The sequence below is a fragment of the Mangrovihabitans endophyticus genome (genome assembly GCF_014646155.1).
In the GTDB taxonomy this organism is placed as follows: domain Bacteria; phylum Actinomycetota; class Actinomycetes; order Mycobacteriales; family Micromonosporaceae; genus Actinoplanes; species Actinoplanes endophyticus.
This window is the reverse complement of sequence record NZ_BMMX01000052.1, coordinates 20,689-33,782: the sequence shown is the minus strand read 5'-3', so window position 1 is coordinate 33,782 and position 13,094 is coordinate 20,689. Positions and strand designations below refer to the sequence as shown.

Annotated in this window: 10 protein-coding genes; 7 read left to right on the top strand and 3 right to left on the bottom strand. The window is 74.4% G+C overall.

Features of this window, described 5'->3' with window-relative positions:
• Positions 1-272 precede the first annotated feature (272 nt).
• Both IEY73_RS29505 and IEY73_RS29500 read left to right on the top strand, forming a co-directional pair.
• Positions 273-440 (top strand): hypothetical protein, encoded by a 168-nt coding sequence (locus tag IEY73_RS29505; protein WP_189082619.1) that lies wholly within the window; start codon positions 273-275, stop codon positions 438-440.
• Positions 441-521: 81 nt separating this feature from the next.
• Positions 522-2,393, top strand: coding sequence for a glycoside hydrolase family 76 protein (locus tag IEY73_RS29500; RefSeq protein WP_189082618.1), 1,872 nt, complete (start codon positions 522-524; stop codon positions 2,391-2,393).
• A 59-nt stretch (positions 2,394-2,452) separates the two neighbouring features.
• Here the strand turns inward: IEY73_RS29500 and IEY73_RS29495 are convergent, their stop codons facing one another.
• The gene (locus tag IEY73_RS29495; RefSeq protein ID WP_189082617.1) at positions 2,453-4,417 is read right to left on the bottom strand and encodes a methyl-accepting chemotaxis protein; all 1,965 of its coding nucleotides are present in this window, start codon (positions 4,415-4,417) and stop codon (positions 2,453-2,455) included.
• Between the two features lie 179 nt (positions 4,418-4,596).
• Here IEY73_RS29495 and IEY73_RS29490 point away from each other — a divergent pair, with 179 nt between their 5' ends.
• On the top strand, positions 4,597-5,172 hold the full coding sequence (locus IEY73_RS29490) for a histidine phosphatase family protein (RefSeq protein ID WP_189082616.1): 576 nt from the start codon (positions 4,597-4,599) through the stop codon (positions 5,170-5,172).
• 87 nt (positions 5,173-5,259) lie between these two features.
• On the opposite strand, the gene IEY73_RS29485 is transcribed toward IEY73_RS29490, so the two are convergent.
• Positions 5,260-7,695 carry a beta-glucosidase family protein gene (locus IEY73_RS29485; RefSeq protein ID WP_189082615.1) on the bottom strand — a complete coding sequence of 812 codons (2,436 nt, stop codon included), beginning with the start codon at positions 7,693-7,695 and terminating at the stop codon, positions 5,260-5,262.
• Positions 7,696-7,883: 188 nt separating this feature from the next.
• On the opposite strand from IEY73_RS29485, the gene IEY73_RS29480 reads away from it, so the two are divergent.
• Positions 7,884-8,345 (top strand): hypothetical protein, encoded by a 462-nt coding sequence (locus IEY73_RS29480; protein ID WP_189082614.1) that lies wholly within the window; start codon positions 7,884-7,886, stop codon positions 8,343-8,345.
• Positions 8,346-8,448: 103 nt separating this feature from the next.
• Here the strand turns inward: IEY73_RS29480 and IEY73_RS29475 are convergent, their stop codons facing one another.
• The gene (locus IEY73_RS29475; RefSeq protein WP_373292904.1) at positions 8,449-9,042 is read right to left on the bottom strand and encodes a hypothetical protein; all 594 of its coding nucleotides are present in this window, start codon (positions 9,040-9,042) and stop codon (positions 8,449-8,451) included.
• A 192-nt stretch (positions 9,043-9,234) separates the two neighbouring features.
• Between IEY73_RS29475 and IEY73_RS29470 the strand changes: the two genes are divergently transcribed.
• From IEY73_RS29470 to IEY73_RS29460, 3 genes are all read left to right on the top strand, one after another.
• Positions 9,235-10,590 carry an efflux RND transporter periplasmic adaptor subunit gene (locus IEY73_RS29470; RefSeq protein ID WP_189082613.1) on the top strand — a complete coding sequence of 452 codons (1,356 nt, stop codon included), beginning with the start codon at positions 9,235-9,237 and terminating at the stop codon, positions 10,588-10,590.
• A 146-nt stretch (positions 10,591-10,736) separates the two neighbouring features.
• Positions 10,737-11,468, top strand: a complete 732-nt coding sequence (locus IEY73_RS29465; RefSeq protein WP_189082622.1) for a response regulator transcription factor — start codon at positions 10,737-10,739, stop codon at positions 11,466-11,468.
• Positions 11,465-13,006 carry a sensor histidine kinase gene (locus tag IEY73_RS29460; RefSeq protein ID WP_229716274.1) on the top strand — a complete coding sequence of 514 codons (1,542 nt, stop codon included), beginning with the start codon at positions 11,465-11,467 and terminating at the stop codon, positions 13,004-13,006. The genes IEY73_RS29465 and IEY73_RS29460 overlap by 4 nt, the downstream gene beginning before the upstream one ends.
• The last annotated feature ends 88 nt before the right edge of the window (positions 13,007-13,094 follow it).

Here is a 13,094-nt window from a genome sequence, read left to right as displayed (position 1 = left end):
CGCCTGCCGTGCCCGCGCCTGCCCCGCCCAGGCCCGGCCAGGCCCGCCCCGCCCCGCCCCGCCCGCCCGCGGTCCGGGGGCGCGGCCGGTCCGGCGGCGCGGCGCGGTCCGATCGACGATCTTGGAGTCTCTGGGGCGCCAGAAGCATCCAAAAGCCGCATATGTCCCACACAAAGTCCAAGATCGACCCGCCCCTCGCATCGATCTTGGACTTTGTGGGCTGGGGATGCGGTTTAAAACGGGCTAATAGGGCCAGAGAGTCCAAGATCGTCGTGGCGTCGTGGCGTCGTGGCGTCGTGGCGTCGTGGCGTGGTGGCGTGGTGGCGTGGTGGCGTGGTGGCGTGGTGGCGTGGTGGCGTGGTGGCGTGGTGGCGTGGTGGCGTGGGGTGCTGGGGCGCTGGGGCGTGACGGGTGTGGATGGTGTGGGCAGTGCTGACTGAACTGGCAACATTGCTCTCAGATAGTTATGTGTATCAATATGGTGGGCACGGATCACTGTCGGCACCGCTGGGGGTCGCGCCATGCAACGAGCCGCCGCCGTCGTCCTCGCCCTCCTCACCGGCACGCTGCCGGCCACGACAACCGCGCCCGCCACGGCTACGACAACAACCACGGCGACAACAGGCCCCGCTCCGCGGGCCGCCGCCTCGGTCTGCTCGGTCTACTGCGACACCCGCGACCCGTCCCTCGCCCGGCAGGACACGTTTCCCGTCGCCGACCGGATTCAGAACGGGCGCCGCATCTCCCTGCATCTGTCCGCCGCCGATGCGATGGCCTGGGGCAGCATCGACAACGGCAGCACCGGCGACGCCGTCTGGCTGGACCGCACGTTCGACGGCGGCGCCACCTGGGACGGCCTGCTCGGCAAGGCCAGCATCCCCGGCACCTGGACCGGCACGCGGACGCTCATGTACAACCTGTCCGACCCGGTGCGGCACGCCCGCGGCATGATCCGCGCGTGCGGCGACGCCGGCGGTGTGCAGTGTACCGACTGGGTCCCGTCGCAGGTCTGCGACGTCGCCTGCGACGGCGCCGCCACCGGCACCGGCGACACCATGCCGGTGCCGTCTGCCACCCTGCCCGGCCGCACCATCGCGCTGCACATGGACGCGCGCGGCATGGCCTGGGGTGTGATCAGCGGCGGCGCGCCCGGCGACGAGATCTGGCTGGACCGCTCCTTCGACGAGGGCGCGAGCTGGCCCGGCGGGTCGTCACTCGGACGCACCGCGACCGCACCCGGTGCGTCCTCCGCGCGCACCGGCGCGTACGCCGTACGCGACGCGCCCACCCTCATGTACGGCGGTGCGGTGCGCGCCTGCGGCCGGGCGGTGACCGGCAACAACGGCAGTTGCACCGGATGGGCGCGGCCCGCCGGTGACCGGGCGGCGGCTGCCGCCGACGCGCTGATGTACGCGTACCGGCCGGACACCGCCTGGTGGCCGTCGAGCTGGTGGAACTCGGCCGCCACGCTCACCGCGGTGATCAACTGGATGCAGCGGTCGGGCCGGGGCGACTACCGCTGGATCGTGGCGCGCACCTTCGAGGTGAACCGGGGGACGTTCGCCGCGGGGGAGCGCAGCAGCGACCCGATCGAGGGGCACTTCATCAGCCGGGCGGTGGACGACGCCGCCTGGTGGGGGCTCGCCTGGGTGCAGGCGTACGACCTGACCGGCGAGGTGCGCTACCGCGACGAGGCGGTGACGATCGCGTCGTACGTGCACGGCTTCTGGGACACCGGGACGTGCGGCGGCGGGGTGTGGTGGAACCGGGAGCGTACCTATAAGAACGCGGTGACCATCGGCCTGTACGTGCGGCTTGCGGCGGCCCTGCACAACCGCATCCCCGGCGACACCGTGTGGCGGGACCGGGCGGTGACCGGCTGGAAGTGGTTCGCCGGCAGCGGCCTGATCAACGCTTCCGGGCTGGTCAACGACGGCCTGACCACCGCGTGCGCGAACAACGGCCAGACCGTCTGGTCGTACAACCAGGGGCTGGCGGTCGGCGCCGCGGTGGAGGTGTACCGCGCGACCGGCGACGCGAGCGTGCTGGCGGCGGCCCGGCGGCTGGCGGACGCGGCGATCGGCTCTCCGGTGCTGACCCGCGGCGGCGTGCTCACCGAGTCGTGCGACGCCGCGGACCGCTCCTGCGACGACAACGCCAAGCAGTTCAAGGGGGTGTTCCTGCGCTATCTGGGCGACCTGGCGACGGTGACCGGGGACGCCGGGTATCGCGGGTACGCCCGTACGCAGGCGGACAGCATCTGGTCGGCGGACCGGGACGCCCTGAACCGGATCGGCGAACGGTGGAACGGTCAGACGTCCGCGGCGTACCCGAACGTCCGTGACTGGCGCACGCAGGCGTCCGGCTTGGAGGCGCTGACCGCGGCGCTGTGACGCAGAGTCCGGCGCGGTGACGCAGTCCGGCGCGGTGACGCAGTCGTTGACGGGGGGCGTCAGTCCTTGATCCGGAACGCCGCCAGCGAGGATCTCAGGTCGCCGCCCAGCCGGGTCAGCGAGGTGCTCGCCCGCTGCGCGTTGCCGGCGCCGTCGTCGGTCGCCGACACCGAACCCGCGATCGCGTCGATGCGCAGCCGCAGATCCTCGCTTTCCCGGGCGGACCGGTGCACCGACGAACTGACCTCCTGGGTCACCGCCGCCTGCTCCTCCGCCGCGCCCGCGATCGAGGTCTGGATCTCGTTGATCCGGCCGATCACCTCGCTGATCCGGTCGATGGCCTCCACCGCCTCGGTGGCCTGCGACTGGATGTCCGAGATCCGGGTGGTGATGTCGCCGGTGGCCCGGCTCGTCTCCTGGGCCAGGTCCTTCACCTCGCTCGCCACCACGGCGAAGCCCTTGCCCGCCTCGCCGGCACGCGCCGATTCGATTGTCGCGTTCAGTGCCAGCAGGTTGGTCTGCTCGGCGATGCCGGAGATCAGTCCGATCACGTCGCCGATCTCGCTGGACGCGGTGCCGAGCCGGGTCATCGTGGTGCGTGTGGACCCCGCCAGGGTGACCGCGGTGTCCGCCACGCTCGCCGCCTGGGTGCAGTTCGAGGCGATCTCCGCGATCGACGCGCGGAGCTGCTCCGACGCGCCGGCCAGCGCCTGCACCTCCTCGTTCATCCGGTTCGTCGCGTCCACCGCGGACGTCACGTCGCCGCGGGCAGTGGACGCCGCCGCGGACAGCGAATCGGAGGTGCGTCCCACGTCCCCGGCCGACTCGCCCAGCGCGTGGGAGTGCCGGATCACGTCCCGTAGGGTGGCCTCGATCCGGTCCAGGGCCTGGTTGATCGACCGGCCGAGCGCGCTCAGCTCGTCCCGGCCGTCGTCCAGGAACCGGGCGCTGAGGTCGCCGGCCGCCAGCGCTTCGGCGTTGCGCACCCCGGACCGGACGCGTGCCCGCAGGCTGCGTGTGGTCATCGCCCCCATCAGGATCAGCAGGGTCACCACGGCCGCCAGGACGATGACCCGGATCGCGAACGACACCCAGGTGCTGCGGACATTGTCGGCGGCGGCGGCGACCTGCTGGGCGGCGAGCGTGTTCTCGACGTCGCGATACCCGTCGATGTACTCGGTGACGGTCGCAAACCATGCCGCCGGGTCCTGGTCCAGCGCGCCGTCGTCCAGAGCCGCCGTGATCAGCTCCGTGACCTGCTGCCCGGTCGCCGAGGCGGCCAGCGTGTCCAACTGCGCCGCGACGTCCTCGCCCGCGAAGCCGCGAGCGTCCGCAAGCTCGATGTCCACCTGGCCGAGCAGTCGCGAGACGAGGCGTTCCTGCCCCGGCGCCCAGCCCTGGTTGGTGTACGCGGCGCCCATCTGGGCGCGGAGCAGGCCGAGCTTCTCCTTGGCCCACAGCACCGCCAGGTAGGCGGAGTTCTGCCGGGCGATCGCCGGGTCCGCGCTCTCCGCGGTGGTGCTCGCGACAAGCGACAGCACGGTGTCGTCGACCCCGGTGAAGTACCCGATCTGCGCGGCGCGGTCGGCCGGCAGGCCGTCCACCGCGGTACGCCGCGACGCCAGCTCGGCGCGGGCCGCGTCCAGCTCGGCGAGCTGCGGGTATTCGCCGGCGCCGTCGTCGCCCTGCGCCGCCGTGGTGGTGGCGTCGTCGAAGGTGTCCCAGGCGGTGTCCACGTCGGTGCGGTAGGACCGCAGCTCGGCGCCGAAACGCTGCCCGCCGGAAGTCATGAAGATGCTGGACGCGCCGCGTTCCCGCTGGATCGCGTGCACCAGGTCGCCGCCGGCCACCGCGGCCGTCGTCCATCTCTGCGAGACCTGCAGGCCGGACAACCGGCCCACGTCGGCGACCGCCTCCTTGCCCACCAGCGCCAGCAGCGCGATCACCGGCAGCCCGGCCATCAGGCCCATCCGCTGCACCAGGGTCATGTGCCGGAGCCAGGTCAGGCCGGGGAGCGCGCGCATGTGGTGGCCGCCTCGTCGTCGAGGGTGAAAACGGTTCACTGCGAGTAAAACGTGCCGCCGCGCCCGGCCGGGGCCGTTTGGCCGGATTGCGGCGGATCTGGCCGCGGGCGGCGGGCATGGGCGGCAGGGTCAGGGGGTAGGTGACGAGGCGAACCGGACGCGGCCGAGAAGGGAACACCATGGCGGAGATCGTGCTGATCAGGCACGGGCAGACCGAGTGGAGCGCGAACGGGCGGCACACCTCGCACACCGACCTGGACCTGACCGGGCCCGGCGAGCGCCAGGCCCGCACGGTCGGGGAGCGGTTGCGCGGCCGGTCGTTCGCCGCGGTGCTGTCCAGCCCGCGGCGGCGGGCGCTGCGCACCGCCGAACTGGCCGGGCTGCGGGTCACCGAGGTCACCGACGACCTGGTGGAATGGGATTACGGCGAGTACGAGGGGATCACCACGGCCAGCATCCACGAGGACCGGCCGGGATGGTCGCTGTGGACCGACGGCTGCCCCGGCGGCGAGACGCCGCGGCAGGTCGGCGCCCGGCTCGACCGGGTGCTGGAGCGGGCCCGCAAGCTCACCGCGGACGGCGACGTCGCGCTTGTCGCGCACGGGCACTGCCTGCGGGTGTGCGGGGCGCGCTGGTGCGGCCTGGAGCCGGCCGCGGGCAAGGTGCTCAAGCTGGACACCGGGACGGTGTCGGTGCTGGGCTTCGAACACGAATCCGACCCCGTCATCACCGCCTGGAACGCGCCCTGCGCCTGAGCACACCCAGCGCCTGAGCACACCCAGCGCCTGAGCACACCCAGCGCCTGAGCACACCTCGCGCCTGAGCGCACCCCGCGTGCGATGTCAGGCGGGCACCGGCAGGGTGGCCCGCACATCGCCGAGCCCGCGGGCGATCAGCAGCTCGCCCCCGGTGAGCCGCTGCCACGCGCCGGCGCCGGTGTCCCACCGGCGCCAGACGCGCGGGTCGGTGGGCACCACCAGCCGGGCCGACTCGCCCGGCGGCAGCGTCACGTCGCGCCACCCGGCCAGGCGCACCGGTTCGTCGTCGCCGGGCGGCTGGTAATACACCTGCACCACTTCCCGGCTGGCGCGGATGCCGGTGTTCGTCACCGTCACGGTCACCCCGGGCGTGCCGTCGCCGGCCACCACGCGGGCGTCGGAGTACGCCCAGTCGCCGTACCCGAGGCCGTGGCCCAGCCAGAACGCCGGCTCGCTCGCCCGGCCGGCGAAGTGACCGCGATAGCCGAGGTGCCGCCCCTCGGCGTAGCGCAGCTCGCCGTCCACCGGCGTGACCGACCACGCCGGGCACATGCCGTCGTCGACCGGGAACGTGCCGACCAGCCGTCCCGCCGGTTCCACGTCGCCGAGCAGCGCCGCCGCCACCGCCCGGCCCGCTTCCTGACCGGGCAGGCCGACGAGCAGCACCGCGTCCACCCGCGGCAACCACGGCATCACCACCGGGGTCGCCGCGTTCACCACCACCACGGTGCGCCGCGCCGCCCCGGCCACCGCCTCGACCAGTGCGTCCTGCGCGCCGGGCAGGTGCAGCGTGGTCTTGTCCACCGATTCGGTCTCCTGCTCCTCGGTGAGGCCGACCACCACCACCGCCACGTCGGCGTCGCCGGCCGCGCGCACCGCGTCGTCGATCACGTCGACGGTCTCCCGGGAGGCCGGGTTGGCGACCAGCCCGAAACGGCCCGCGCCCAGGTAGCCGTCGCCGGGCCGCCCGCCGCCGGGCAGCGTGACCGTCGCGGACAGCGCCGTGCCGGCCGCCACGTCGACCACGTCGGTGCGCGACGGCGGGGCCAGGATCTCCTCGGCCATCCCCGTGCCGGACACCGCCAGCCGGTACGTCAACGTGCGCTCCCCGGCGCGTACCGTCCACGCGCCGACGCCGATCGCCCCCAGCTCGACCGGCCCGCCGCCGGTGATCACCGCGTCCAGCCGCACCGACGCCGCGGTGCCCGGGAAGTCGTCGTCCATGCCCACCGCGGTGATCGCCGCCGGGGCGTGCCGGTGCTCCAGCTCGGCGCCGGCCGCGTCGTACAGGGTGACGCGCACCCCGGCCTCGCCGGTCCGCGGATCGGTGAGGAAGCCGTCGCGGGCCGGGACCGGTCGCGTGCGCACCGCGACCCCGTCGGTCACGGTGACCCGGTCACCCATCTGCTCGGTCAGCCCGCACGCGACGCTGACCTGGTACGGCGGATTCACCACGGCCGACCCGCCGCCCATGCCGATGGTTTCCACGGCATGCCGTCCGATCAGCGCCACCGACGCATCGCGGTGCAGCGGCAGGGCCGCGGCGTCGTTCTTCAGCACCGTCATGCCCTGCGCGGCCAGCCGGGTCAGTTGGGCGCGACGCTGCGCGGAGTCCGGCGCCGGGAAGGACCGCGCGGGCTCCGGTGGGGCGCCCAGCGCACCCACCCGCGCGGCGAGCCGCAGCAGCCGCTCCACGTGCTCGTCGATGACCGCCTCGCTCACCTCACCGGCGCGCACCGCCGCGACAAGCGCGTCGCCCCACGGCCCGTCCGGTCCCGGCATCACCAGGTCCAGGCCCGCGGTGGCGGCCGGAGCCGCGCTCCCGGTGGCCGACCAGTCGGACATCACCAGCCCGCGGTAGCCCCACTCACCCTTGACGATCTCGGTGATCACATGCCGCTGCTCGGTAGCCGGCACGCCGTTCACGTCGTTGTAGGCCGCCATCATCGACCACGGGTCGGCGTCCGCCGTCGCGATCTCGAACGGCAGCAGATAGACCTCGCGCAGCGTGGCCTCGTCCAGCACGCTGTTCACCGTGGTGCGCTCGGTCTCCGACTCGTTGGCGACCAGGTGCTTGAGGCAGGCGCCAACGCCCGAGTCCTGCAAGCCGCGCACGTACGCCGCGGCCAGCCGGCCGGTCAGCAGCGGATCCTCCGAGTACGCCTCGAACAACCGCCCGCCCAGCGGCGAACGGTGCAGGTTGATGGTCGGGCCGAGCACCACGTGGATGCCCTGCGCGAGGGCCTCCTGCGCGAGGAGCTGTCCCGCCTCGTACGCGGTCTGCTCGCTCCAGCAGGCGGCCAGCAGGGTGGCGTTGGGCAGCAGCGCGACGACCCGGCCGTCGCTGAATTTCAGGCCGCGCACCCCGGTCGGGCCGTCCGACAACCGCAGCTCGCCCAGGCCGATGGACGGCTCGGGGACCAGGGTGAACCCGGACGCGCCGGTCAGCAGGGCGACCTTGGTGGGCAGATCGAGCGAGGTGATCAGGGCGGCGCGGTCGTCCGCGCGGGCTCCGGTCATGGCGTCATCCTCGCACGGCGACGCTCGGCCTCCGGTCCACCGACGATCGTCGATCCCTGCCCCGCGGTGCGGGCCTGCACCGCCCCTGATGATCGGCTTTGCCAACCAACGCACAGCTACCGCACATGGGCACCCCAGTCTGGCGGCGAACAGTAGGCATCACGACGACCGGCCGAAGGGGGCCCGACATGCTGGTGCAGCTCAACCGCCAGAACGACGACAACGTCCCGATCACCGCCACCGATCTGCCGCTGAACGCCTCCGCCACACTCAGCCTCACCCCGGCGGTGGCCGTGGTCGGCCCCGCCGGGCGGATCGCCGGCCTGCGCGACCACCTGCGGCCCGGCTGGACGCTGCGGCACGTGCACGACCTCGACGACGTACGACCGGGTGAGCTGGTTCTGCTCACCACGGGCGGCGACGACGCCGTACGCGCCGCCCGCGACCTGTTGCCGCGCCGCACCCGGATCGTGGCGGTGGTGGACGAGACCGCCCCGGCCGCCCTGGTCGCCGCGGTGCTGACGGCCGGCGCCGACGTCTGCGTGCGGGGCGGCCAGCCGGCCATCCTCGCCGGTCACCTGGCCGCCTGCCATCGTCGGCAACTGGCCGACCGGTGGGCCGCGCTGTCCGCCGCCGCGGCACACCAGTGAACCCCTTCAGCCTGGCATCGAGCCCGTCGACCAGCGGCGGCATCTGCCGGCCTCGCCACGGTGAAAAGGGTTCAGTAGCCGTGACCGGGCGATGACCCGCCGCTCAACTTGCCGGCGTCGCCGACGGCTTGAGCACCGCGCACGTCTTGTCCGCCTCGGCGCGGGCCGGATCGGCGCTGGCACCGGCGTCGGTCACGCCGTGCTCGCGCAGGCAGTTGCGGTAGGCGGAGTCACGCCCGCCACCGCCCGCGGCCCCGTTGCCCCGCCTCCCGCCGCCGGGTCCGCCGCTGGGCCGCACCGACGCGCAGGCCGACTGGGCCTTGTCCCAGGTGGCGTCGTCGATGCCGGACGGCCGGCCGAATCCGCCCCGTCCGCCGCTCATGCCCGGCCCACCCTGGTCCGCCCGGCCCGACGGCCGGGGCATCCCGGACGGCCATCCCGCGCCGGACGGCCGCGCACCCCCGGACGGCCGCGCACCCCGGGACGGGAATCCGGACGGCCGCCCGCCCGGACCGCCCGACGGCACGGTGATCGTGACACCGTTCTCCTGCAGGCATGCGGCGTACGCGGCGAACGCCGAATCCCCCGCACCCACGCCGGGGTCCGGGGCGTCGTCGCCGCCGGATGATCCGCAGCCGGCCACCACGACCGCCGCCGCCGCCGCGATGCTCACCACCCACGCTTGTCTCCACCGCACCATGCTCTCCTCGTCTCCACAGGGCGCTGACGCCCATCTCCGTCAGGGGACAACGGTGGACCAGCCAAGCGCGCGCATCTGCGCGCCCGGTCGGACCCGCCTCGGAGTTGGCTCGGAAACCGGCCGCGGTCCGAGCCAACTCCGAGGCGGGTCCGAGCCGGTGATCAGGACGTTGCCGGACACTGATCGGCCATGAGCGAAATGCGCCCGGTGCGTCGTCGGCTGCGGTGGGCCGCGGCGGCCGTGGTCGTGGCCGGGCTGGTCGCGGCGGGCGTGACCCGCGCGCTTACCGCCGGGGCGGAGCCGTCACCGGCGGCGCCCGCCACCGTGGCCGTCGACCGGGGCACGGTGACCGCCCAGGTGGCCACCACCGGAACCGTGCAGCCGGCGCAGACCCGCAGCCTGTCCTTCACCGTGTCCGGCACGGTGAAGGACGTGAAGGTGCGTCCGGGGCAGATGGTCGCGCCCGGCGAGGACCTGGCCGCGGTGGACGACACCGGCGCCGCCGCCGCGGTGGACGCCGCCCGACAGACCCTGGACGACGCGGAGGACCAACTCACCGCCGCGCGTGCGGCCGCCGAGCAGGAACCGGACGCGGGCGACGGGTGCACCGGCGCCGACGTGCCCGCCGGATACGCCACCACCCACGGACCGAGCGGCGCCGCCACGCCACCCACCCCTGCCACCCCGGCGGCGACGACGCCCGCGAGCCGTCCGGCGAGCGCCCGGCCCACGACCACCGCGCCGGCCACCGCCCCGGCGAGCCCGGCGCCCTCGCCGTCGGCCGCGACGGCGGGCACGTCCACCACCGTGGCGGGCAAGGCCCAGCAGAAGACCGGCCGGCAGGACGGCGTCCCCGGACAGACCGGCCAGACCGGGCAATCCTGCACCGGTGACCGGCAGAACGAGCAGGGCGGGCAGAACGGGCAGGCCGGCGGGAGCGACGCCATCCTCAGCGCCCAGCAGCGCGTCACTCAGGCCGGGGTGGCGCTGGCCGACGCCGAGGACGCGCTGGCCGGGGCCACCATCACCGCGCCGATCCGCGGCCGGATCCTGGCGGTCGCCGGCAAGGTCGGCAGCCAGGTGAGCGGCGGCGGCACCTTCGTCACCCTGGCCGACGTCTACGACATGCAGGTCAGCGCCGCATTCCCGGAGGCCGACGCGGACCGGCTGGCGGTGCGGCAGAAGGCCACCGTGACCCTGACCGCCGCCGGTGCGGACGCCGCCGCGCTGGGCGCCACCGTGGTGCAGGTCGACCCGGTCGGCAGCAGCGACGGCACCATGGTCCGGTACGGCGTGGTGCTCTCGTTCACGCAGGCGCCGGAGGACCTGCTGGTCGGGCAGAGCGCCGCGGTGCGGGTGACCACCGGCGAGAAGTCCGGCGTGCTGCGGGTACCCAGCGCCGCCGTGCACGACGTGACCGGAGACCGGGGGACGGTGCTGTGTGCGGGCGCCCGCACGCAGGTCGGCGTCGGGTTGCGCGGCGACCGGTACACCGAGATCACCTCCGGTCTGGCCGAGGGCGCGACGGTGACCCGGTCGTGGTGACCGCGTCCCGGTGACGCCCCGGCCGCCGGGGCACCATCGTCGGGTGCGGCCGTCGGCACAGCGAATTCCCCCGTGTTTCATACCGGATTCAAAGGCGGCGCTGATATCCCTTCCCGGTGCAGACAGACACGGTTCAGACAGAAGTGGTGCGGGCGGGCGCGTCACCGGCCGGCGCCACCCTCGCTCGGGTGCTCGTCGTGGACGACGAGCCGAACATCTCCGCGTTGCTTTCCGCCACCCTGCGACTCGTCTCGTACGACGTACGGGTGACCGGTTCCGGCTACGGCGCGCTGTCGGCCGTCGCGGAGTTCGACCCGGACCTGGTGGTGCTCGACGTGATGCTGCCCGACCTGGACGGGTTCGACGTGGCCCGCCGGTTGCGCGCGCAGGGCAGCCAGGTGCCGGTGCTGTTCCTGACCGCCCGGGACGCCGCCGAGGACCGGATCTGCGGGCTGACCGCCGGCGCCGACGACTACGTGACCAAGCCGTTCAGCCTGGAGGAGGTGGTGCTGCGCATCCGGGCGATCCTGCGCCGCACCCGCCCCGAGCTGCCCGCCGGGGGCGACGGGGTGCTCGGTTACGCGGACCTGACGCTCGACGACGCCGCCCACGAGGTCCGCCGCGGCGGCCGGCTGATCGACCTGTCACCCACCGAGTTCAACCTGCTGCGATACCTGTTGGTCAACGCCGGCCGGGTGGTCAGCAAGGCGCAGATCCTGGACCGGGTGTGGCACTACGACTTCGGCGGGGACGGCCGCATCGTGGAGTCGTACGTCTACTACCTCCGCCGCAAGATCGACAAGGTGGGCCCGCCGCTGATCCATACGGTGCGCGGTGTCGGGTACGCGCTGCGGCTGCCGCGCGGCGGCGACGAGTGAGGTGGCAGCCGCGGCGCTGGGGGCACTGGACCCTGCGCTCGCGGCTGGTGCTGGCGGCTGCCGCGCTGACCGCGGTCGGGCTGATCCTGGCCGACACGGCCGGGCTGCTGCTGATCCGCTCCTATCTGAGCGATCGCGCCGACGCGCAGCTCGCCGCGATGACCCGCCCGTTCACCAACCCGGCCCGCCCGGCCGCGGCCCGCGGCACCGGTGACGATTCCGCCGCCAGTGCGGCGCCCGGCGGTGCCCCGCGCGGCGGCCGGTTCCTGCGGCTGAGCGCCGACCAGGTGTTCTACCTCTGGACCGCGGACGGCCGGCTGGACGCCGGGCGCAGTTCCGAACCGGCGTCCGGGCTGCCCGCCCCCGACCCGCCGGCGCGCCTGCGCAGCCCGTACACGGTCACCGCCGGGCGCGACGCCACGGCCTGGCGGATGCTCGCCGTGCCGACCGCCGCCGGTGGCACGGCCGTGGTCGGCACCTCCCTGGCCCCGGTGCGGCAGATCACCGACCGGCTGCTGCTCATCGACGTGGCGGTGACCCTGCTGGTGCTCGTGCTGCTGGCCGGCGCCGCCGGCTTCGTGGTCCGTCTCGGGCTGCGCCCGCTCACCGCGATGGAGGGCGTGGCCGCGGACATCTCCGCGGGCAACCTCTCCGGCCGGGTGACCGGCACCGACCCGCACACCGAGTCCGGACGGCTCGGTCACGCCCTCAACCTGATGCTGGCGCGCATCGAAGCCGAGGTGTCCGCGCGGACCGCCTCCCAGCGGCGGCTGCGCCAGTTCGTCGCGGACGCCTCGCACGAGCTGCGCACCCCGCTGACCTCGATCCGCGGCTTCGCCGAACTGTACCGGCGCGGCGGGGCCCCGCCCGGTCCGGCGCTGGACGAGACGATGAGCCGCATCGAGGGCGAGGCCGCCCGGATGGGCGTGCTGGTCGAGGACCTGCTGATGCTCGCCCGGCTGGACCGGCAACGCCCGCCCGTGCGCACTCCGGTGGACCTGCTGGAGATCGCCGCGGACACCATCCGGGACGCACACGCCCGTACGCCGCAGCGGCCGGTGCGGCTCGCCGGGCTGCACGACGACGCCGACACGTTCGAACCGGCCACCGTGCTCGGCGACGAGCACGGCCTGCGGCAGGTCGCCACCAACCTGGTCGCCAACGCGTTGCAGCACACCCCGCCGCACGCCGGGGTCACGGTGCGGGTGGGCAGGCTGCCCGCACCGGCCCGGCACGACCGGCGGGCAGGCGCGGCGCCGGTGCGGTCCGGGCCGGTGACCGGCACCGGCCCGGTGGCCGTGCTGGAGGTCAGCGACGACGGTCCCGGGGTGCCGCCCGAGCACGCCGCGCGGGTGTTCGAGCGGCTGTACCGGGCCGACTCCAGCCGGTCGCGCGCCGCCGGTGGCGGGTCCGGGCTGGGCCTGTCCATCGTCGCGGCGATCGTGCACGGCCACGGCGGCTGGGTCGAGTTGGACGCGGCGGCCTCCGGCGGCGCCACGTTCCGGGTGCTGCTGCCGGCCGGCCCGGCCCCGGCGTGACACGGTCGTGGGCAGCTCCGGAGCGGCGCGCCCCGTGTGGCGGCTCGGTGGCGGCACGGTCTTGAGGAAGCTCCGAGGTGGCATGGAA